Here is a 21,512-nt window from a genome sequence, read left to right as displayed (position 1 = left end):
AGACTGGTCTATGACAGACAAAACTTTGGAAACTCGGCAAAGACCGACCCGGCGGTGGCTTTGGATTGGACTATCGTTGGCACTGTTTGTAGCGATCGTCATCCTCCTGTTTGATACAGAAGATACAATTGATGTTCAGGCAACAACGACCTCACCTCCGCCACCGACCGTCTCGGTCGTCACAGTTGCTTCAGCAACCGTACAAGCGCGGGTTTCGGCGTTTGCCGAAGTTCGGCCTCGGTGGGATGCCAAGCTGCGATCTGCTGTGTCCGGGCGCATCATTGCAGTGCACAACGCCGCTTTGGCAGGGACTAAGGTGGAACGGGGTGCCCCTTTGTTTTCAATCGAAAATGCACCTTATCAAAGCGCCGTTGCAGCCGCTGAGATGGAGCTTGAGCAAGCGGAACTGGCGTTATTGCGCGCGCAGAACAAAGTGACAGTCGCGCAACGACAGTTTGACCGGGATGAATCAGAACCGCCAAACGAACTGGCTGTGAATCTACCGCAATTGCGCATTGCCGAGAAATCCGTTGCAGCTGCGCAGGCACGGCTGAATGCGGCGCGAAATGAACTGAAGGACGCGGAGGTTGTCGCCCCTTTTTCGGGATTTGTAACCCATCGCTTTGCCAGCCTGGGCCAGACGGTCAACCCAGGCGATGCCCTGATACACCTTTCGGACGACCAGCAATTCGAACTGGTCGCCGAGTTTAGTCAGGCGGACTGGGCGTTGTTGGATCATCCGATCTCTGGCGCCACTGCTGATCTGACACAGCGCTCGGGCGGAGCGTTGGGGCGGGCTCAAGTCCGGCGTGGAGGAGGGTTTCTGGATCAAGACACACGGCAGGTGCGGGTCTTTCTGGATGTCACAAAGCCCGATGAACGCATACTCGCCGGAGACTTCCTGCAGGTTCACATACCCGGACGCCGGATCTCGGACACATTAACCCTACCCGAAAGCGTCCTGACCCGTGCGGGATACATTTGGCTTGTAGACGATAAGGACCAATTGCAGAGGCTTAGCCCGAACATCCTGTTCCGCAGCGAAAGTACAGTGACGGTATCGGCTCCCGAAGGGACCGGCCCGTGGCGCGTGGCCAAAACACCTTTGGCCTCGTTTCTACCGGGTCAGCGGGTGACGCCGCAATCAGATGGGGGCTGAGCCATGCACGCTCTGACTTCCTGGTTTATTCGAAATCCGGTCGCTGCCAATTTGATGATGGCTCTGATCCTATTTCTTGGGGTGCAAACGCTGCTGAACATTCGGATCGAAGGCTTCCCCCGCATTCCGCCGGAAAGTGTTACAATCGCGATCGAGTTTCCGGACGCCACAGCCGAACAGGTTGATGAATTGGTGACCCAGAAAGTTGAGCAGGCCCTCGAAGGTTTGGAGGGCGTGCGTAGTGTGACCTCACAATCCCAAAATGACCTAAGTGTCGTGACTGTTCGCCGCGCAGGTGGCCAGAAACTACAAGCCGTCCTGGATCGTGTCCGTATTCGGATCGACGGCTTGACTGATCTGCCTGATACTGCGCGCCGACCCGTGATCGAAGCCTCGGGTTTCGATTTCCCGGCGCTGTATCTGAACTTGTTCGGAGAAACAGACCCCGCCACATTACAGAGCTTGGCGCAACGCCTGAAAGAAGAGTTGCTGGCGCAACCGGAATTGTCGCGGTTGCAAATCTGGGGCCTGATACCGCGTGAATTACGCATCGAAATCGACCCGGCGTTGCTGCGCCACTATGGGTTGACGGTTTCGGATGTGACCCGCGCCATCGAAGGGAATTCGCTGGCCTTTCAGGCAGGTCGTCTGAGGACCGATGGTGGCACGATTTATCTGCGGGCCGATGACAGGGCGAAATACGTGCCGGAATACGCAGCTCTGCCGATCATCGAACGTGACGACGGTTCCTATGTGCCTTTGGGCGATATTGCCAAAATCGAAGACGGGTTTCAGGACGGCGAGTACCTGTTTCGCCTGAACGGCAAACCAACCGTAGGGATGGAGGTTCTGGTCGGGCAGAAGGAGAACCTGCTGGAGATCAGTGATGTCGTGCGCAGCACGGTTGACGAGTTCAGCCGACAGCTGCCGTCGCAGGTTCAGGTCGAGGTCTGGGGTGATGGCGCTGGCTACATCTCGGACCGTCTGGCGCTGTTGCGCTCAAACGGGGTGCAGGGTTTGATCCTTGTGACCCTGATGCTGTCGATTTTCCTGAACGTGCGTTTGGCCTTCTGGGTTGCCATAGGCATTCCCGTTTCGGTCATGGGGGCGCTTGCTGTCTCGGGCTCGAAATGGGTGGACTATTCGCTGAACGATGTCACGACTTTTGGTCTGATCATTGCCTTGGGAATTCTGGTCGATGATGCCGTTGTAGTCGGCGAAAGCGTTTTTGAAGAACGCCGCAAGGGGAAGGACCCGATTAGGGACACGGAACGCGGCGTGCATCGCGTGGCTGTTGCGACCGTCTTTGGCGTGCTGACCACAATCGCAGCCTTTTTCCCGATGCTGTTGATCGACAATCCGCTGGGCAAGGTACTTGCCGGGTTCGCGGGCATCGTGATCCTGACGCTGATCTTTTCGCTTATCGAAAGCAAATTCATCCTGCCCGCCCATCTGGCGCAGGTTTCGATGCGGCAAGAGCGTCGATACCTGCTGACCCGCTTGTTGGGGCGGGTACAGGATTCTGCACAGGGCGGGTTGTACTGGGTGCGGGATCGCATCTACCAGCCTTTGCTCGTCGCGGCGGTGCGTCAGCGCTATTCCGTGCTGATCTTGTTCATTGCCGCCGCAACGCTGGGGCTTGGCCTGATGTACAAGGGCAAGGTCAGGACGGTGTTCTTTCCCGAGGTGCCCGGTCAGGTCATCACGATGAACCTGGAAATGGATGCCCGCTCCCCCTTTGCACTGACCCGCACGAACGTGAATCGGATCGAAGCCGTGTTGAACGAGCTGAACGTCGAGCTTGCAGAAGAGGCGAGTATGTCTGCTCCACCCGTTCAGACGGTATTCACCATCATCAACAGCGCTGGAAATGCGCAAGTATTCGCTGAAATGATCCCGGTAGCTGAGCGTCCGAATGTCCCGATCCTTTCCGTGGTCCGCGAATGGCGCGACCGGGTCGGTGCGGTCGAGGGCGCCACCGAGTTGGAGTTCACCGGATCGGAAACGCTTGCCGGAGGGTTCCGAATCCGGTTGGCGTCAAAAGACGAAGACCTTCTGCAGCAAGCCAGCGCCGAAATGAAAGGTTTCCTGTCGAACATCGAGGGCGTGGCAAATGTAAGGGATGGGTTGGTGGGCGGCCAACCTGAACTGAAACTCCGCCTGCGCCCGGACGCGCGGCACCTTGGTTTTAACGCAGAGGCTCTGGCCAGACAGATTGGCTATGGGTTCGGCGGGGCCGAGGTGACCAAGGTCAGACGCGATGGGTCCGAAGTCCGCGTAGTCGTACAGAACGCGCGTGAAAACCGCGATACGTTGGCGGATCTGGTGCAGACCCGGTTGCGCAGCGCATCCGGCGCCTGGGTGCCGCTTGAGACCGTCGCCGAAATCGAGGGCACCTATGCCTCTGGCACTATCGATCGCCGTGACGGCAAGCGCATGAACATCGTAGCCGCGTCCATCGACCGCGACCTTGTTGCTCCCGAAGAGGTGGGGCAGGCGGTGTTCGAGCAGCTGGTCCCGAAACTCCGTGCCAAATATCCCAGCGTAACCGTCCTGCTGGCCGGTGAACTGGAAGAAATGGCCGATATAAGCGATGGCCTGAAGCGCGCGCTGTTGCTGGCAGCCGTTCTGATCTATGTGCTGATGGCCGTGCCGTTGAAAAGCTATTGGCAGCCTTTCGTCATTCTGGCCATCGTGCCATTCGGCTTTATCGCAGCCGCCGTCGGGCACCTGATCATGGGTGTCTCACTGTCGCTGTTTTCGTTCTTCGGCATGCTTGCTCTGACCGGTGTGATTGTGAACGACAGTCTGGTCATGATCACCCGCTACAATCAGGCGCGAGAGGAAGGTCAGCCCGTGAATCTGGCGCTGAGAAGCGCAGGCATTGGACGTTTCAAGGCGATCTTTCTGACCACCGCAACTACAGTGATTGGTCTGCTGCCTTTGCTGACCGAAACCTCTGAGCAAGCGCAGTATCTGATCCCTGCGGCAATCTCTTTAGCTTTTGGAGAACTCTTCGGCACAGCCCTCATGCTGCTGTTGGTGCCGGCACTGATCGCCATCACCGAGGATGTCATTGCCATTTTCAAGTCACCCCTTCCGCAGCCTTCTGAAGAAAGAACAAAGCCATGATACGGAACCTTCTAGCCCCTGCATTCGCCGTGGTAACGCTTGCGACTCCGGCCTCCGCCGAGGGTCTGAATGTGACTGTGGACGGCATCCGCAACGCCAAGGGCAACATCGTGATCCTTGTATTCGATAACGCGCGCGCCTTTGACAGTTTGGATGTCTGGAGCGCCATTGACTACGCCCAGATTCCGTCACGTAAAGGCAGCGTCAGCCATGAGTTTTCTGACCTGAACGCGGGCCCATACGCTGTGCTGCTGTTTCATGACGAAAACAAGGACGATGACCTGAACATGACTGAGACGAAACTGTTGGAGGGGCTGGGTTCAACAGGTGCCTCAGACCCTCAGGACGAGCCGGATTTCAAGGCTGCCTCGGTCTGGCCGGGCGATGTGCGTGTTCGCATTCACTATGATCAGTAATTCGCCATGCTGACAGATCGAAAACTGACAATCGGCACGCTTCTGAGTGTGTTCCGCTGGCGCGTAGGGATTACGTGGTTCCTGATCCTGGCTGAAACTGCCCTGACGGTTCTGATTCCGCTGTTCGTCGGCTTCGCCATAGATGGATTGCTGAGCGAAGATTTTGAGCCCTTTGTGCAGTTAGGTGCGCTCATGGTTGCCCTCACTATGATCAGCGTGATCCGGCGGATTTACGATACACGTGTCTACGGTATGATCCGTGTCGAGTTGGGCAAGGCGCTTGCCGTACGGTTTTCAAATCTTCCAATTTCGTCGCTGAACGCCCGGATCGGCATGGGGCGCGAACTGGCCGACTTTCTTGAGGAGATCCTGCCCTCGGCAATCGCGGGGGTGGTGCAGTTCGTCGTATCAGCAATTTTGCTGTTTTACTTCTCGCCAGTTCTGGCCCTGTCTGCCTGTGGGGTTCTTGTCGGAATGATATCTGTATACGCTCTGTTTCATTCGACGTTTTGGCAATGGAACCGTGCGCTGAATGAGCAAATGGAGCATCAGGTCAGTGTTCTGGAACAACGACGTGACCGTCCGGTTTTCGTCCACCTGAGTAAACTGCGCCGGTTCGAAGTAAAGCTCTCGGATACCGAAGCCGTTCTGTATGGCGTAATCTTCATTCTGTTAATAGGTCTGCTCCTATTCAACCTGTGGTTCGCGACCCAAAACCTGGATGCGACACCGGGCATGATATTTTCGATTATCAGCTATTCGTGGGAGTTTGCGGAAGCCGCACTTGCTTTGCCCGTCACCTTACAATCCTGGTCTCGCCTGTCAGAAATTACGACCAGGTTGCAGAGCGATTGATCAGGCTTGCATACCATAAATGGCGTGATACGGGATTTGTAATCAGGAAGTAACCAGTCCATTCCGGTCGTGCGCAGCCTAGCTAAAGGAGGGGTAAGAAGAGCTGATAAACTAGAGCTTTGTGAATTCAGACAAAGCCTGCAACGGGCGCAGTATGACTGAAGATCGGGCGTCGCGCTGTAATCGTTCGATGAGCTTCTTGAATATGGCCGGATTTCAATAGCAGATTCAGGTAAGTCAGCTCCAAAAGGTCACGCTGTGCGCGGCTGCCACCCAGACGAGCGTGATCTGCCATGACCGGAGTCAGCTGTTGCAGCGCATCCGTCCAATCTTGTCGCGCAATCGCACCCCAAGCACGTGCCACCGGGCGAACAAGATCTGCCGCAAAACCCAAGCTTGTTTCGGTCAGAACCGCAAGGTGTTCACCTTCCCCTGCCATTGCATGAGCCAGCGCGCCATGTATGTCCGCAAAACTCATGCCTGGGTTTGGAAAAAACCGTGATGCGTATTCGCTCAGGTCGCGCCAAAGTTTGGGCGCAACTGTAAGACCTGCAATTTCAGTGCGGTGCAAAAGTGCAGCAGCATCGGTTAGAACATTTATCGGCAACGAATAGGACGCTGCGGGTGCGATAGCTCCTTCGTAAATCGTCCATAGCTCAGCCTCATCCCCTTGCTCCAAGGCCCACAGAGCGCGATGCCAACTTAAGTGGCCGTGCAATACCGAGCGCACATCATAATCCGCGATCCAGTCGGCAAGGTATGCGCGACCGGCCTCTCCATAACCTTGCTCGTAGAGCGTGTGCGCTTTGAAGTGTGACGCGTTTGCATTGGCGTTGTTCAAAGCGAGCGAGCCGTCCATCATGGACATGGCCTCATCAAGACGCCCAACTTCGCACAGCGCCTGACCGTGTACGCTCATTACCCACCAGTCTTCGCCCAAGGCATCAAATAATTTGGTCGTGTAGGCAAGTTGCGTGCTTTCCCGACCAGGCTCACCCGATGTCCCAATCAAGCCGAAAATGTTGGTACAGATTTGCGCGACAAGGACATCGCGGGGGTGATGAGCAGCGTGCTTCAGAACTGTGCTTCGTGCCTGTGAAACACGTCCCTGAAGCAAGAGATCGAATACCGCGAGATGACCCTCCTCGCGCTCAGTCAACCCAGATGCGCAGGCGCGGGCCGACGCCATTGCCTCTTGAGCGCCAGACATATCGTTTTCATACATTCGAGCTCGAGCAAGCCCAACGTGACCGAGGGCGAAGCCGGGATCGGCCGTGATGGCGGCGGAAAAAGCTTCGCTTGCACCAAACGTTGCTGCAAGGATGTGATCAAGCCCCGCGACATAGGCGTCCCGCGCCTCTGGCAGGCTGGTCGTCAGCGTCAGTCCATATCGGTCAACCAGCATCTCCATACTCCCACTTTCGTCAGCATACTCAAACGTGCGTGCTCGCAACTGCCCAACGCTAGCACAAAAAGCGAAACCATAAGCACTATTGTGGAAAATCGATTGCTATAAGGATCGAACCATCGGTTAACGGGCTGGCCTTCTGGCATTCACTGCTGATTGAAAAGATATTGATTGAACCAAGCGTGCCTCATAGCCTTTCTTTGCCAATAGGGTTGTCCTAAGGAGGCACAGCGATGAGGTGCACATTGCCTACCAAGTATATGGCGATGGCTTTCTCGCTACGTTTGACGGACCCGGCCAGGCGATCCATCGTAGCAAGGCGATTGGCGATGCCATTTCCAAGCTGAATCTGGAAGTTCGCTTAGGGGGTCACACAGGCGAGGTCGAAGTTTCTGCGGATGATGTGCGCGGAATTGCCGTTAACATTGCAGCGCGTATCTCAGAATTGGGCGGAGGCGGCGACATCGTCGTTTCCAGAACACTAAAAGATCTGGTGGCTGGGTCCGGTCTGGACTTCGAAAGTCTTGGAACAAAAGAACTGAAGGGCTTATCCGAAGACTGGCAAGTTTTTAGAGCGGTCTAAAGGCATCTCTAGCCATTCCACCCAACAGCTTTCGGAAGTCACAAATTAAACATCAAATGATGACGGCGGGAGGGGTCGAGCAGACCTTCATTAGCCATAAATTGTGGTTTTCACCCAATCAATATGAACGGCGGATTAGGCCTCAAAGCCGCCGAATAGCAGCATGCTAGCCACCTCGGCACGAATGCTTCGGAGCTGGGCATCGCCTAATGTGTAACCGCTCTTTGAACGTCCGACATCGTTGATCCATTTGCCAAACGCATACTTTTTAGCCAATTTGCGACAATGGAGTTTCTCGACGTCAGCCACAACAGTTTCCTCGTCGCCATGTCCTGCATTGTTGCCTTCGTGGCAGGGTTTACAGGATTGTCGATGACGCGAGATCTTTCGACGAAGCCGGTCTTTGAAAAGAAGGCCTCGGTGGCTCTTGCGGCTGTTTCGCTTGGCGGTGGAATCTGGGCCATGCACTTCGTGGCCATGCTCGGGCTTCAGATGCCGATCCTGTTCTATTACGACGCTGCAATCACACTTGTGTCTGCCCTTGTCGCGATCCTGCTCGTCGGAGCTGCGCTTATTCTGTTGCATTTCACCGAACGCAACCGCGCCACGATTGCGATGGCAGGAGGCGTTGTTGGGTTGGGCATCTTGGCGATGCACTATATTGGCATGGCTGGCTTGGAGCTTTGCCGGGCAGTGTATACGCCCAGTGGCGTCATCTTGTCCTCGATTGCTGCAATAGCGCTTTGTATGCTGGCTTTCGCGATTGCCTACGGGCAGCGAACAAACAGAAACATTTTGCTGGGCACGTTGTGTTTTGCAGCGGCGGTTTGCACCGTTCATTTTCTTGCTCTGGCTAGCACCCGTTTCGTCGCCGTGCCAAGTGGGGTTGAGTTTGGCCCGTTGATGAGCAATGAGACGCTGGCCATTGGCGTAATCCTGTTCAGTTTCATCATATTTGGTGCTTGCTTGTGGGTCAGCGTGACCTACCTGCCAGGACCTTCGAGGAAAGACCCGGAGCCAACAGAAGCGACCGCGGATGTAAAACCATTGCTGCAAATTCCTTGCGAACGGGATGGTGGAAAGGTCTTCATCTCTGCCGAAGATGTTCTGTTTTTGCGCGCGGATGGGCACTACACTCAAGTTTACACCGAAACGGATCGTTTGTTTTGTGTCTGGCCAGTGACCGAGGCCGCCAAGCGATTGGTGCCCACCGGATTTCTCCAGACCCACCGCAGCTACCTTGTCAATCCTCAGCGCGTGGCGCGGTTTGAGCGTACCAAGGATAAGGGCCGATGCCTGTTCGACGGGGATGGTTTGCCACCCGCGCCGGTCAGTCGATCCAAACTCAAGACGGTTCAGGATGCGCTTGCATCGCAGGTCGGCGCAATTCGTGCGACCTAGGGCGCATTTCGTGCAAAATACCTGTTTTTTGTTGATTTACTGAAGCGTCGCCATCCAAGCGCATGCAGTGATCCTTTCAGCCAGAACATTTGCTTGAAGGGAGGAGAGCCGATGATTCCAGCGGCATTCGAATACTACAGACCCAAGGACATGGCCGGTGTGCTGTCGATCCTGGAAGAGCATGGCGATGATGCCCGCGTCATGGCCGGTGGGCACAGCCTGATTCCGATGATGAAGCTGCGGATGGCGGATGTGCCGCATCTGATCGATCTTCAGGATGTTGGCGGCATGTCTGATATCGAGATCGGAGGTGACAGTATTCGCATCGGTGCGATGGTCACCCAGCACGCGATTATTGATCACGACGCACTGGCTGACGCCGCTCCGATTCTGCGCGAAGCTGCCCTTCAGATCGCAGACCCGCAAGTCCGATACATGGGTACAGTTGGTGGCAACGTGGCCAATGGCGACCCCGGCAATGACATGCCCGGCCTGATGCAGTGCCTGGATGCGCGTTTCACTGTCGAGGGTCCTGACGGGGAACGCGAAATCGCTGCCCGCGAGTTTTACGAAGCCGCCTACATGACCGCTCGGGAAGACGAAGAAGTGTTGACTGCAGTCACCATCCCAACGCCGCATGGCGGTTACGCCTATGAAAAACAAAAGCGCAAGATTGGCGATTATGCTACCGCTGCTGCTGCAGTCCAGATCGTGAAAGAAGGTGGCACCTGTGCCTCCGCCTCGATTGCAATGACCAATCTGAGCGACACACCGGTCTTTTCCGAGGCGGCTGGGGCCGCTCTGGTTGGCACCGGCGTCGATGCAAATGCCATTAAGACCGCTGTGGCCGCCATGCTCGGTGATATTGACCCCACCGAGGACAACCGCGGTCCCGTCGCTTTCAAAAAACACGTGGCAGGTATCATTCTAACCCGCGCCATTGAGCGCGCCTGGTCGCGTGCGTGAGGAGATCGTCCGATGTCAAAGAAACAACACTACAAGATCACGGTGAACGGCAAGGAAGAGGAATTCCTTGCCGAGCCACGCGAACTTCTCATCTACACGCTGCGCGAGCGGCTCAACATCACCGGCCCGCATATTGGCTGCGAGACTTCCCATTGTGGCGCTTGCACCGTCACCATTGATGGCAAATCAGTCAAGTCCTGCACCATGTTCGTGGCGCAGGCCGATGGCAAGGATATCACAACCATCGAAGGCATCGGTGGGCCTGACGCGCTGCACCCGCTGCAAGAGGCGTTTAAGGAACATCACGGGCTGCAATGCGGCTACTGCACACCGGGCATGATCACACGCGCGGCAAAGTTGCTCGAAGAGAACCCGAACCCGTCCGAGGAAGAGATCCGTTTTGGCATGGCAGGTAATATCTGCCGCTGTACCGGGTATCAGAACATCGTGAAGTCTATCAAAGCCGCAGCGGCCGAGATGAATGCAGCCAAGGAGGCGGCCCAATGAATGACATGACACCAGATCGTGAGGAACGCACCGCGAACCTCAAGGGCATGGGCTGTTCGCGCAAAAGGGTGGAAGATGCCCGCTTTACTCAAGGCAAGGGCAACTACGTCGATGACGTGAAGCTTGACGGGATGCTCTTTGGAGATTTCGTCCGCTCTCCCTACGCTCACGCACGGATCACCAACATCGATACGGCGGCAGCGCTTGAAGTGCCCGGCGTTCTCGCTGTGCTGACCGCCAAGGACCTTGAACCGCTCGGCCTCCATTGGATGCCGACGCTGGCCGGCGACAAGCAGATGGTTCTGGCCGATGGCAAGGTTCTGTTTCAAGGCCAGGAAGTGGCGTTTGTGGTCGCCGAAGACCGCTATGCGGCGGCAGATGGAATCGAGGCCGTCGAAGTCGAATACGAAGAGCTTGAGGTTCTGGTCGATCCGTTCAAGGCGATGGAATCACAGATAGTTCTGCGTGAAGACACCGTGGGCGAGGATGGCAAACCAATCGATGGAGCACATGGTCCTCGAAAGCACCACAACCATATCTTCACGTGGGAAGCGGGCGACAAGGATCCAACATTCGAGACAATCGACAATGCCGAGGTCGTTGCCGAAGAGACCATGTATTACCACCGTACGCACCCATGCCCACTGGAAACCTGCGGCTGCGTCGCCTCAATGGACAAGGTCAATGGCAAGCTGACTCTTTGGGGCACGTTCCAGGCGCCTCATGCTATCCGCACTGTGGTCAGCCTGATTTCCGGGATCGAGGAACACAATATCCGTGTGATCTCTCCCGATATTGGCGGCGGGTTTGGAAATAAGGTTGGGGCCTATCCGGGCTATGTGTGTTCGGTCGTCGCCTCTATCGTCACCGGCAAACCGGTAAAGTGGATCGAAGACCGGATGGACAATCTGATGACCACCGCCTTTGCCCGCGACTATTGGATGAAGGGCCGCATTTCTGCCACCAAGGACGGCAAGATCACCGGGTTGCATTGCCATGTGACAGCGGACCATGGTGGATTTGACGCCTGCGCCGACCCAACCAAATTCCCGGCGGGTTTCATGAATATCTGCACCGGATCTTACGACATCCCGACCGCATTCCTTGAGGTTGATGGCGTCTACACCAACAAAGCGCCGGGCGGGGTCAGCTACCGTTGTTCCTTCCGCGTGACAGAGGCGGTTTATTTCATCGAACGGATGATCGAGGTGCTGGCGATCGAGTTGAACATGGACGCGGCAGATTTGCGCCGGCTCAACTTCATCAAGAAAGAGCAATTCCCTTATCAGGCCGCGCTTGGCTGGGAATATGACTCTGGCGATTATCACACTGCATGGGACAAAGCGCTCAGCACCGTCGACTACGAGGGATTGCGCAAGGAACAGGCCGAGCGTGTAGAGGCGTTCAAACGGGGCGAAACGCGCAAGCTTATGGGAATCGGTCTCAGTTTCTTCACTGAGATCGTGGGTGCTGGCCCAGTGAAGAATTGCGATATCCTGGGTCTCGGCATGTTCGATAGCTGCGAAATTCGCATCCATCCCACGGGCTCTGCAATTGCACGGCTTGGAACGATTTCGCAGGGGCAAGGCCACGCGACGACATTCGCACAGATACTGGCCTCCGAGATCGGATTACCTGCCGATAGCATCACCATCGAAGAGGGCGACACCGATACCGCGCCCTATGGTCTGGGCACCTACGGCTCGCGCTCGACCCCGGTTGCCGGGGCGGCTACGGCCATGGCTGGCCGCAAGATCCGCGCCAAGGCGCAAATGATCGCGGCCTATCTGTTGGAAGTGCATGACGATGACGTCGAGTTCGACGTCGACCGTTTCGTGGTCAAAGGAGCGCCCGAGCGGTTCAAGACCATGAAAGAAATCGCATTCGCCGCCTACAATCAGGCCATTCCAGGGATTGAGCCAGGGCTTGAAGCGGTTAGCTACTATGACCCGCCGAACATGACTTATCCGTTCGGTGCCTATGTCTGCGTGATGGATATTGATGTGGATACAGGCGTGCCAGACATCCGCCGCTTCTACGCGCTGGACGATTGCGGTACCCGGATCAACCCGATGATCATCGAAGGACAGGTGCATGGCGGCTTGACCGAGGCACTCGCCGTCGCTTTGGGCCAGGAAATCGCCTATGACGATCAGGGCAACGTGAAGACGGGCACGCTGATGGATTTCTTCCTGCCGACGGCATGGGAGGTTCCGAATTACGAGACCGACTACACCGTCACGCCGTCGCCACATCATCCCATCGGTGCGAAGGGCGTGGGCGAAAGTCCGCATGTGGGCGGGGTGCCATGCTTCTCCAACGCGGTGCAGGATGCGTTCCGGGCCTTTGGTCTGCGGCATACCAACATGCCCCATGATCACTGGCGGATCTGGAAGACCGCCAATGAGCTTGGCCTGCACGGCTAAAGGCGAAAGGCAGGGCGGAGACGTTCCGCTCTGCCCGGAGACACACATGACCTGGACCGATTTACAATCCGCTCTTGAAGGGCAGGGCTATGTCGCATCCGACGACCTAGCAGTTGCTCTCCATTTGGCGCTGACGTTGGAGCGGCCCCTTCTTCTGGAGGGCGCCGCGGGCGTAGGTAAGACAGAGGTCGCGCGCACCCTGAGCGATGCGCGCGACACTAAATTGCTCCGACTGCAATGCTATGAGGGGCTCGACGCCGCGCAGGCCATCTACGAATGGAACTACCAGCGGCAATTGCTGACGATCCGCGCCGCGGCCGAAGATGGTGAGACGGGCAAAAGCGTTGAGGAGCGTATTTTTTCCCGTGATTTCCTGTTGGAACGCCCTCTATTGGCCGCCATTACCCAGGACACGCCGCCTGTTTTGTTGATTGACGAAATTGACCGCGCTGATGTGGAATTCGAAGCCTACTTGCTGGAAGTTCTGGCCGACTATCAAGTGACTATCCCAGAACTCGGCACCATCACGGCCTCTAGTAAGCCGATCGTGATCCTGACCTCAAACGGCACACGCGATCTATCCGATGCACTGCGTCGTCGCTGCCTTTACACCTATGTCGATTATCCGGACCGACAGACAGAACTTGCAATCCTCAAAGCCCGCTGCCCTGCGATTGAGGCGCGTCTTGGCGCGCAAGTCGTAGGCTTTGTACAAAAGCTTCGCGAGGAGGAACTGGAAAAGACACCCGGCATCGCTGAGATGCTCGATTTTGCTGCCGCCTTGATGGGACTTGGGATTGCGGATCTGACCAACGATCCAACCGTGTTGCACTCCACCTTAACCACGCTGCTGAAAACTCAAAGCGATCAGGCACAGATCACCGCCGAAGTCGCGGCCCGTATCGCGGGGAAGGCCGCATGAGCCGGGTTTCCAAATTTGCGGCGCGTGATCCGGGGCCAGCGGCCCGTGTCGCCGGGTTCATTGCGCATTTGCGCCAGAACGGCCTTCGCCTAGGTGTGGCAGAGGCAGAGCTTGCCTTGCGTGCCCTCGGAGAGGTCAATGCCGCTGTCCCGAATGAAAGCCGTCGCGCGTTGCGGGCCATCTGCACAGGATGCAAGGATGAGGCCGAACGGTTCGACAGCCTCTTCGATAGTTTTTGGATGGATTCCGGTCGGGTGAAGCAAAGGGCCGTGCCCAAGGCGCAGTCTGCGCTCAGCGATAACGTGCATTCCTCTCGTCAAGCCAAGGGTCAGGATATGGGCGCATCGGGCAGCGCCATCGCTCCTGATTCCGGTGACGGCGAAGCCGACAGCGATGGCACCGGTAAACTTATCGCAACTCAGCAACGCAATCTCAGCCGCCGCGATCTGCGTGATCTGGTCCGCGCGGATGATATCGCAGAGGCCGAAGCAGTTGCGCGTCGCATCGGTGCCGCTTTGCGCGATCGACGTTCGCGCCGTCGGATCGCCGCCCGCAAAGGCGACCGCCTGCATTTTCGCAAGACCATTCGCCTGAGCCTTGCGACAGGAGGGGAACCTCTGCAGCTCTTGCGCAAGTCTCGCCCTGATCGCAGCCGCAAAATCGTAGCGCTTTGCGATGTATCGGGATCGATGAGCGTCTATGCGCAAGTTTTCCTTGCATTTCTCGCTGGGCTGATGCGCGCTGACAAAGATGCCGACGCTTATCTTTTTCACACACGGCTGGTACGCATCACTGAAGCATTGCGCGACAAAGACGCACTGCGTGCAATTGGTCGGATGTCGCTGATGGCAGATGGCTTCGGCGGTGGATCAAAGATCGGGCCATCGTTGCAACGCTTTGCCGATACCTATGCGCGGCGCTTTGTAGATGGCCGGTCTGTCGTAGTGATCTTGTCGGACGGCTATGATACCGAGCCACCCGCAATCCTGGCAGCAGCGCTTGAGAAGCTGAGAAAACGCGGCTGTAAGATCATCTGGCTTAATCCACTGAAGGGTTGGAGCGACTACGCGCCCGTAGCTGGCGGAATGGCTGCGGCCTTGCCTTATCTCGACCTTTTTCAACCGGCCAACACCCTTGCCGATCTTGCCGCCCTGGAACCAAAATTGGTGACGCTATGAGTCCGGCAGAGATCTTAGACACGGACCTTGCCGATGCGGTACAAGACCTGCGTGACCGGCAAGAACCTTTCGCCTTCGCGACAATCGTGCGCACTGCGGGGGCAACGGCGGCCAAGCCGGGTGCCAAAGCGCTGCTCAGCGCGGACGGGACAATCCTGCATGGATGGCTTGGTGGCGGATGCACGCGTGGTGCGGTCAAACGCGCTGCGGTAGAGGCTTTGCGCGCCGGTCAGCCGCAACTGGTTTCTGTCGCGCCCGAGGAACTCCTGGAAGAAATGGGCGTGATAGCGGGGGATGAGATCGACGGGACGCGCTTTGCGCGCAATGGTTGCCCGTCAAAAGGCACCGTCGACATTTTTATCGAGCCCTGTTTGCCAATGCCCGAACTTGTCGTGCTTGGCGCATCCCCTGTGGCCCAAGCGCTTAGTTCCCTGGCACCGCAATTCCACTGGTCGGTTTCTGGCACCAAGTCGACTGATACGAACTGCAATCGACGACGCTTCGTTGTCATTGCGACGCAAGGCCAAGGAGATCTGGACGCGCTCAAATCCGTACTGACAGATTTACCCGACTATGTTGCCTTCGTCGGAAGCGCTCGGAAATTCGCGACACTGGCTGAAAAACTAAAGACCGCCGGCATAACGCCCGAGGCCATCAACACCGTCCACGCCCCGGCGGGTCTGAACCTGGGGGCGGTCACGCCCGAGGAAATAGCGCTGTCGATCCTTGCGCAGTTAGTCCGTGTCAGACGGCAGACTGTGGGGCTTGCCGATGGCTGATGTTGCCGCGATCCTTCTGGCCGCCGGTCTTTCCCGTCGCATGGGGGCGCAAAACAAGCTGCTTTTACCAATAGACGGCGCACCGATGATCCGCCGTGTGGCCATGGCTTACTTAGGCGCCATTGATACTGACCTGACGGTGGTAACAGGACATAAGGCGAGCGCCGTGCGCCGGGCATTATCAGGGCTAGCTGTTTCTTTGGTTCACAATGCAAACTTCACCAGCGGCCAGCAGAGCTCGGTTGCCACGGGATTGCATTGTGCACCTGACGCCCATCTGCTTCTGATCGGCTTGGGTGATCAGCCGCTATTGACCACTCAGGATCTGCAAGATCTGATTGCCGCTCACGTTGCAGGTGATGCGACTAAAGTGACGATACCTGTCCATAACGGCGCACGAGGCAATCCAATTACTATCCCGCAGCTATTGCGCCGGCGATTGCTGGAAAACCCCGCACGCCCCGGCTGCTCGGGCTTCACGCGCGATCATCCCGAACATGTACAAGCCGCTAAGCTGCCATCGCCAGGGTTCTACACCGATGTCGATACCCCGGATGACTATACGACTCATTTGGAAACCGCGAAGGAGCCGATCTCATGAGCCGACTTCTGATCTGTATGCGCAGGCGTCTTAAATCGCTCAAAATGACCACTGAACAAGCAGACAACATCAGATTTCCCTGTTGCTAAGAAGGACTAGACTATGGAACTGAAGGACGAAATCATCATCAGCGCCCCGAAAGATCGCGTCTATGCGGCACTGAATGATCCCGAGGTGTTGAAACAATGCATCCCGGGTTGTGAAGAACTAATCAAGCATTCTGATACTGAACTGGAGGCCAAGGTCTTGCTTAAAGTAGGGCCCGTCAAGGCGCGGTTCGGAGGCAATGTTACCCTGGACCAGACCGGCGCCCCTGATGCATTCTCGCTGTCTGGTCAGGGCAATGGTGGTACCGCTGGTCATGCAAAGGGTGGCGCAGATGTGACGCTGAGTGCAGACGGCGACACGACGATCCTGCGCTATGAAGCCAAGGCCGAGATTGGCGGAAAACTGGCTCAGCTCGGCAGTCGTTTGATCCAGAGCACAGCCAAGAAGCTCGCAGGAAAATTCTTCAAGTCCTTCGCTGATGTAGTGAATGAAGACGCGATGATTTGATCTTAATGGGTGGAGATGAAGCGGTTCTTTGAGCTTGCTCCACCCGCTAGCGATCCGAATGGAAATTTGCACCGTTCCAGCAACAACAAACGCGCTGAAAAGGTGTTAGGGATTCCGATGATCTTAGCCATTTCGTGTACTGCTGCGATCGGCGCTTAACCAAAACCTTTCCTTCGTACATAGGCGTCGCGATTAAGATTCTTTAGATAACAGGCATCTTCGAGATATTACTCAAAGCGATGGTATCGAAAGTGAAACAATCCTATCGCTTTGCCGTCAACTTCTGCGATCCTTCGGTTAAAGTAACAGAACGACTAGATAAAAGCAGTTCTAAAGATGCCTTGTAGATCTCTTCGCTCACAGAGGTCTTGTAGAAATTCTGATAGTCAGCCCACAAACGGTGCCAATGCTCCGGCTTATTGCTCTGAGAAGGCGGATGGTCCGCTCACTCATTGTACACTTCTGTGGTTCGGGTGTTTTGCACTATGTGTCTCAGTTTCTGAGGGCTGTAGCACACTGCGAGTCAGGGGTGGGTTCTGTCCCCTTGATTTTATTGTATCTTTGGAAGCTCATGGCTGGGGTGGTAGGATTCGAACCTACGATACACGGTACCAAAAACCGCTGCCTTACCACTTGGCTACACCCCAACGGTGAGCGGCTATCTACGACTGTTGCTTTCAGGGTTCAAGGGCTTTTTTGGACAATTTTGATGTGGATATGCAATTTAGTTTGATGGCGGTTGGATCGTCGGGATGGTCGAATATGGGTCAGGCGATTGTTTGAGGCGAAGCTAGATCTCTAAAACGAAAATCCAACTGGCAATCCTTGGTTTTGCGGTCGCGAGATACAATCCGCAATGCGCTACAACGCTCGTTCCTGCGACTGCGTTTCAATAGCACAAGAATTGGATTAAATTATTGATTAATAGCGATAAAAATTACCTTTATCAGTTGAATGTCTTTGGCTTCGGGCCTAGCTAGATAAAGTCCGCTAACCAGCACGAAAAAGGAGCGAGCAATGAAATTGAACCCGCAAGTTGCAGAAGCATTGAATAAGCAGATCAACAATGAGCTCCACGCTTCGTACACCTACTTGGCGATGTCGGCTTATTTTGAGGCGCAGGATCTGCCTGGATTCGCCAGTTGGTTTCGGGGGCATTCTGCCGAAGAGGAAACCCATGCAATGCGTATATTCGACTTTATCGCCAAGCGGGGTGGGAGGGTAAATCTCGACGGCATCGCAAAACCGCAAACGGACTATGAATCACCCGTTGATGTACTGGAGCAGGCGCTGGCGCAGGAGCAAACCGTGACGGGCCAGATCAACGCGTTGTTTGAGCTGGCGCATGAGGTCAAAGAATACAGCACACAGAATATGCTGAACTGGTTCCTGGCCGAACAGATAGAGGAAGAAGACCTGTTCACATCGATCCTGGACAAGGCCAAGGCGGCCAGCGGGGACCGATGGAACCTGCTGTTGTTGGATCAGGAACTGGCCAAACGCGGCAGCGCTGCAGGCGCGGAGTAGCTCAGTCGGCGCTATCGCGCACGCGTGTCATTCCCGAATCTCGGTGGGGTCGACCCCCCAAAGATTGCTTTTCAGGGTCCAGCCGCGATAGCCGCCTGCCGAAATGCGGCACCAATCAGGTGAACATTTTTCAAGCCGGGCGACGACGCCGGTTTCAAAATGCGCGTTCACCTGCGATTTGGGATCAGGCATCGCGTAAACCGGCAGCAAGTCGGCTTCGATAAGGACTGTCCGCACACCTGAAAGCAGCGCGTAATGCACCCAACCCCCGGCACCGTCTCGATCCTGAACCTTGCGCCAGTTTCCATATTCGGCCGTGATCTGCAGCGGCATGCCACGCCGTTTGAACACCCAATCGATTCGGTGAGTCAGCGAAGGGCCGCGACGGACATTACCCTCGGCGGCTTTCATCGAGACATATCGTGGAAGCGGTAGATTCGTCACTGGACCGCGTTTTTCCTGCGCGGACACGGCCACTGCGCCGAGCACGAGCAGGAAAACCGATATCAACACCACAAAATGGCGGTTCACTGAAAAACTAGCACTCACTGCCTGTCTGCTCTTATGCCTGTGGATCGTATGCAAAAAAGGTTGAGACGATGCCCAAGGGGTTCTTGTGCCCCGTGTAATCCTGCGCCACGATGCCATGGCGCGCGGCAGTTTGCAAAGCGGTAGGAGGGTCAAGGTGCCAAGAGAACGTCTGAGTGTTGTCGTTACGCGACGGTTGCCCGAAGCGGTGGAAACACGGCTAAGCGAGCTTTTCGATGTAAAACTGCGTGACACCGACGATCCCATGACTCGCGAAGAGCTGGTGGCGGCAGTGAACACAGCAGATGTGTTGGTTCCGACGATAACCGATACAATTGATGGTGGTATCCTGGGGCAGGCTGGTGAGAAATTGCGACTGATCGCCAATTATGGTGCCGGTGTCGACAATATTGATGTGGCGACGGCGAGGCAGCGCGGGATCCTTGTCTCGAACACACCAGGAGTACTGACTGACGATACTGCAGATATGACTATGGCTCTGATCCTGGCGGTTACACGACGTATCCCCGAGGGGTTAGGCGTGATGCAAAAGGGCGATTGGGCCGGTTGGGCCCCGACGGCCTTGCTGGGTGGCCGGGTCGGTGGTCGCCGCTTGGGTGTTCTTGGGATGGGCCGGATAGGGCAGGCCGTTGCGCGACGTGCCAGCGCGTTTGGAATGCAGGTTCACTATCACAACCGCCGCCGGTTGCGCCCCGAGATTGAACAGGAACTGGAGGCGACCTACTGGGATAGTCTTGATCAGATGGTGGCGCGGATGGACGTCATCTCGATCAACTGCCCGTCGACCCCTTCGACCTTTCATTTGATGAATGCGAGGCGTTTGAAATTGATGAAACCCACGGCCGTGATCGTGAATACATCACGCGGTGAAGTCGTCGATGAGAACGCCCTGACACGCATGATCCGCGCCGGTGAGATCGCAGGCGCTGGTCTGGATGTTTATGAACAGGGCACAGATGTGAACCCACGCCTCCGGCAATTGCCGAATGTGGTGCTGCTGCCCCATATGGGCTCGGCGACGCTTGAGGGTCGGATCGAGATGGGTGAGAAGGTCATTATCAACATCAAGACCTTCGAAGACGGTCATCGCCCGCCAGATCAGGTTGTGCCTGCAATGCTTTAGGCTGTGGCCTGAGAAAAGGGGAACGCAATGGTGCAGGCAACTGCTTTGCCGCGAAACGAGGCCGGGATCGACACGGCGCTGGGAATTTTGAAGCAGAGGTTCGCAGACCGGCTGCAATCTGGTGCTGCGATCTGCGAGCAGCACGGGCACACAACAACGTGGATTGAAAACCAGAGACCGGACGCAGTCGTCTTCCCGCATTCAACCGAAGAAGTGACCGATATCGTCAGGACCTGTGCCGAACACAAGGTGCCAGTCATCCCATTCGGAACCGGCACCTCGCTCGAAGGTCATGTGAACGCTCCTGCTGGTGGCATATCCGTCGATCTGAGTCAGATGAACAAGATATTGGCGGTTAATGTCGGTGATCTGGACTGCGTTGTCCAACCGGGTGTCACCCGAGCCGAATTGAACACCCATCTGCGGGATCAGGGGTTGTTCTTCCCGATTGATCCGGGCGCGAATGCGTCGCTAGGTGGCATGGCCGCGACACGCGCGTCTGGCACCAATGCTGTGCGTTATGGGACAATGAAAGACAATGTGCTTAGTCTTGAGGCCGTGATGCCGGACGGGCAAGTGATCCGCACGGGGCATCGTGCGCGAAAATCTTCGGCGGGTTTTGATCTGACCCGCTTGCTAATCGGTGCCGAAGGCACACTGGGAATAATCACCGAAATCACATTGCGATTGCAGGGTATCCCCGAGGCCATCAGTTCAGCTCGCTGTTCGTTTCCATCGGTGGATGCAGCCTGTCAGGCTGTGATGATGACTATTCAGTATGGTATCCCGGTTGCGCGGATCGAATTGCTGGATCAGATGTCGGTCAAAGCGGCAAACGCTTATTCGGGACTGGATTTGCCAGAAACGCCGCTGCTGCTGCTGGAATTTCACGGTTCGGACAGCGGTGCAGCGGAACAGGCAGAGACCTTTGGCCAAATCGCGGAAGAATTTGGTGGCAGCGATATCACCACCACCACGACAACCGAAGAGCGCAACAAGCTGTGGCAGGCCCGGCACGATATGTATTGGGCCAGCCTACAACTGCGCCCAGGCGCGCGGGGCATTTCTACGGATGTATGTGTTCCGATCTCGCGTTTGGCCGAATGTGTGACCTTCGCACAGGATAAGGCCGCTGAATTGGGTTTGCTGGCCCCAATCGTGGGTCATGTTGGTGACGGTAACTTCCATACACTTCTGTTAATCGACATGGATGACGCAAAAGAGGTCGCAAGTGCAGAGGAATTCGTCGGTTGGCTAAATGATCTTGCAATTGCGATGGAGGGCACCTGTACCGGAGAACACGGAATCGGGCAGGGTAAACGCCCCTATCTGGTGAAAGAACTTGGTGCGGCGACAAATTATATGGCGGCGATCAAAGCAGCGCTGGATCCCGATAACATTATGAATCCGGGCAAGGTACTCTGA

The 21,512-nt window shown here is 56.2% G+C and carries 19 protein-coding genes and 1 tRNA gene; 17 read left to right on the top strand and 3 right to left on the bottom strand.

All coding sequences use genetic code 11. The annotated features are described in order from the left end of the window. Positions 1–10 precede the first annotated feature (10 nt). The 4 genes from ACR0JG_RS02165 to ACR0JG_RS02150 are packed head-to-tail and all read left to right on the top strand — an operon-like array spanning position 11 to position 5,562. Complete coding sequence (locus ACR0JG_RS02165; protein ID WP_480567410.1) at positions 11–1,159, top strand: efflux RND transporter periplasmic adaptor subunit; 1,149 nt, start codon at positions 11–13, stop codon at positions 1,157–1,159. Between the two features lie 3 nt (positions 1,160–1,162). Then, positions 1,163–4,291 carry an efflux RND transporter permease subunit gene (locus ACR0JG_RS02160; protein ID WP_480567409.1) on the top strand — a complete coding sequence of 1,043 codons (3,129 nt, stop codon included), beginning with the start codon at positions 1,163–1,165 and terminating at the stop codon, positions 4,289–4,291. Further along, entirely contained in the window at positions 4,288–4,707 is a 420-nt protein-coding gene (locus ACR0JG_RS02155) for a DUF2141 domain-containing protein (RefSeq protein WP_170512800.1), read from the top strand. Before ACR0JG_RS02160 ends, ACR0JG_RS02155 begins: the two co-directional genes overlap by 4 nt. 6 nt (positions 4,708–4,713) lie before the next feature. Further along, positions 4,714–5,562: an ABC transporter six-transmembrane domain-containing protein gene (locus tag ACR0JG_RS02150; RefSeq protein ID WP_223116892.1), complete on the top strand. Its 849-nt coding sequence runs from the start codon at positions 4,714–4,716 to the stop codon at positions 5,560–5,562. 127 nt (positions 5,563–5,689) lie between these two features. On the opposite strand, the gene ACR0JG_RS02145 is transcribed toward ACR0JG_RS02150, so the two are convergent. After that, positions 5,690–6,967 carry a tetratricopeptide repeat protein gene (locus ACR0JG_RS02145; RefSeq protein WP_480567408.1) on the bottom strand — a complete coding sequence of 426 codons (1,278 nt, stop codon included), beginning with the start codon at positions 6,965–6,967 and terminating at the stop codon, positions 5,690–5,692. Positions 6,968–7,208: 241 nt separating this feature from the next. On the opposite strand from ACR0JG_RS02145, the gene ACR0JG_RS02140 reads away from it, so the two are divergent. From ACR0JG_RS02140 to ACR0JG_RS02095, 10 genes are all read left to right on the top strand, one after another. Continuing rightward, positions 7,209–7,553, top strand: coding sequence for an adenylate/guanylate cyclase domain-containing protein (locus ACR0JG_RS02140; protein WP_480567407.1), 345 nt, complete (start codon positions 7,209–7,211; stop codon positions 7,551–7,553). A 285-nt stretch (positions 7,554–7,838) separates the two neighbouring features. Beyond that, on the top strand, positions 7,839–8,954 hold the full coding sequence (locus ACR0JG_RS02135) for an MHYT domain-containing protein (RefSeq protein ID WP_480567406.1): 1,116 nt from the start codon (positions 7,839–7,841) through the stop codon (positions 8,952–8,954). Between the two features lie 111 nt (positions 8,955–9,065). Beyond that, the gene (locus ACR0JG_RS02130) at positions 9,066–9,920 is read left to right on the top strand and encodes an FAD binding domain-containing protein (RefSeq protein ID WP_170513581.1); all 855 of its coding nucleotides are present in this window, start codon (positions 9,066–9,068) and stop codon (positions 9,918–9,920) included. Between the two features lie 12 nt (positions 9,921–9,932). Beyond that, complete coding sequence (locus ACR0JG_RS02125) at positions 9,933–10,427, top strand: (2Fe-2S)-binding protein (protein WP_170392521.1); 495 nt, start codon at positions 9,933–9,935, stop codon at positions 10,425–10,427. Then, positions 10,424–12,853 (top strand): aerobic carbon-monoxide dehydrogenase large subunit, encoded by a 2,430-nt coding sequence (locus tag ACR0JG_RS02120; protein ID WP_170465120.1) that lies wholly within the window; start codon positions 10,424–10,426, stop codon positions 12,851–12,853. The genes ACR0JG_RS02125 and ACR0JG_RS02120 overlap by 4 nt, the downstream gene beginning before the upstream one ends. 46 nt (positions 12,854–12,899) lie before the next feature. Then, positions 12,900–13,775: an AAA family ATPase gene (locus ACR0JG_RS02115; RefSeq protein ID WP_480567405.1), complete on the top strand. Its 876-nt coding sequence runs from the start codon at positions 12,900–12,902 to the stop codon at positions 13,773–13,775. Continuing rightward, entirely contained in the window at positions 13,772–14,953 is a 1,182-nt protein-coding gene (locus ACR0JG_RS02110) for a vWA domain-containing protein (protein WP_223116889.1), read from the top strand. The genes ACR0JG_RS02115 and ACR0JG_RS02110 overlap by 4 nt, the downstream gene beginning before the upstream one ends. Next, a complete protein-coding gene (locus tag ACR0JG_RS02105) occupies positions 14,950–15,732 on the top strand; it encodes an XdhC family protein (RefSeq protein ID WP_480567404.1) in 783 nt (260 codons plus the stop codon). The genes ACR0JG_RS02110 and ACR0JG_RS02105 overlap by 4 nt, the downstream gene beginning before the upstream one ends. After that, complete coding sequence (locus ACR0JG_RS02100) at positions 15,725–16,333, top strand: nucleotidyltransferase family protein (protein WP_480567403.1); 609 nt, start codon at positions 15,725–15,727, stop codon at positions 16,331–16,333. The genes ACR0JG_RS02105 and ACR0JG_RS02100 overlap by 8 nt, the downstream gene beginning before the upstream one ends. Before the next feature lie 102 nt (positions 16,334–16,435). Continuing rightward, positions 16,436–16,888 (top strand): SRPBCC family protein, encoded by a 453-nt coding sequence (locus ACR0JG_RS02095; protein ID WP_480567402.1) that lies wholly within the window; start codon positions 16,436–16,438, stop codon positions 16,886–16,888. Positions 16,889–17,460: 572 nt separating this feature from the next. On the opposite strand, the gene ACR0JG_RS02090 is transcribed toward ACR0JG_RS02095, so the two are convergent. Then, positions 17,461–17,535, bottom strand: a tRNA-Gln gene (locus ACR0JG_RS02090). Between the two features lie 370 nt (positions 17,536–17,905). On the opposite strand from ACR0JG_RS02090, the gene ACR0JG_RS02085 reads away from it, so the two are divergent. Continuing rightward, positions 17,906–18,415, top strand: coding sequence for a ferritin (locus ACR0JG_RS02085; RefSeq protein WP_170401952.1), 510 nt, complete (start codon positions 17,906–17,908; stop codon positions 18,413–18,415). 27 nt (positions 18,416–18,442) lie between these two features. Here the strand turns inward: ACR0JG_RS02085 and ACR0JG_RS02080 are convergent, their stop codons facing one another. After that, positions 18,443–18,931 (bottom strand): SH3 domain-containing protein, encoded by a 489-nt coding sequence (locus tag ACR0JG_RS02080; protein WP_480503753.1) that lies wholly within the window; start codon positions 18,929–18,931, stop codon positions 18,443–18,445. Positions 18,932–19,100: 169 nt separating this feature from the next. On the opposite strand from ACR0JG_RS02080, the gene ACR0JG_RS02075 reads away from it, so the two are divergent. After that, positions 19,101–20,087, top strand: a complete 987-nt coding sequence (locus tag ACR0JG_RS02075; RefSeq protein ID WP_170392503.1) for a 2-hydroxyacid dehydrogenase — start codon at positions 19,101–19,103, stop codon at positions 20,085–20,087. Positions 20,088–20,114: 27 nt separating this feature from the next. Next, a complete protein-coding gene (locus ACR0JG_RS02070) occupies positions 20,115–21,512 on the top strand; it encodes an FAD-binding oxidoreductase (RefSeq protein WP_480567401.1) in 1,398 nt (465 codons plus the stop codon).

This window comes from Ruegeria sp. AD5 (genome assembly GCF_056542345.1).
The sequence above is the reverse complement of the archived record's forward strand: the minus strand, read 5'-3'. Positions and strand labels throughout refer to the sequence as shown.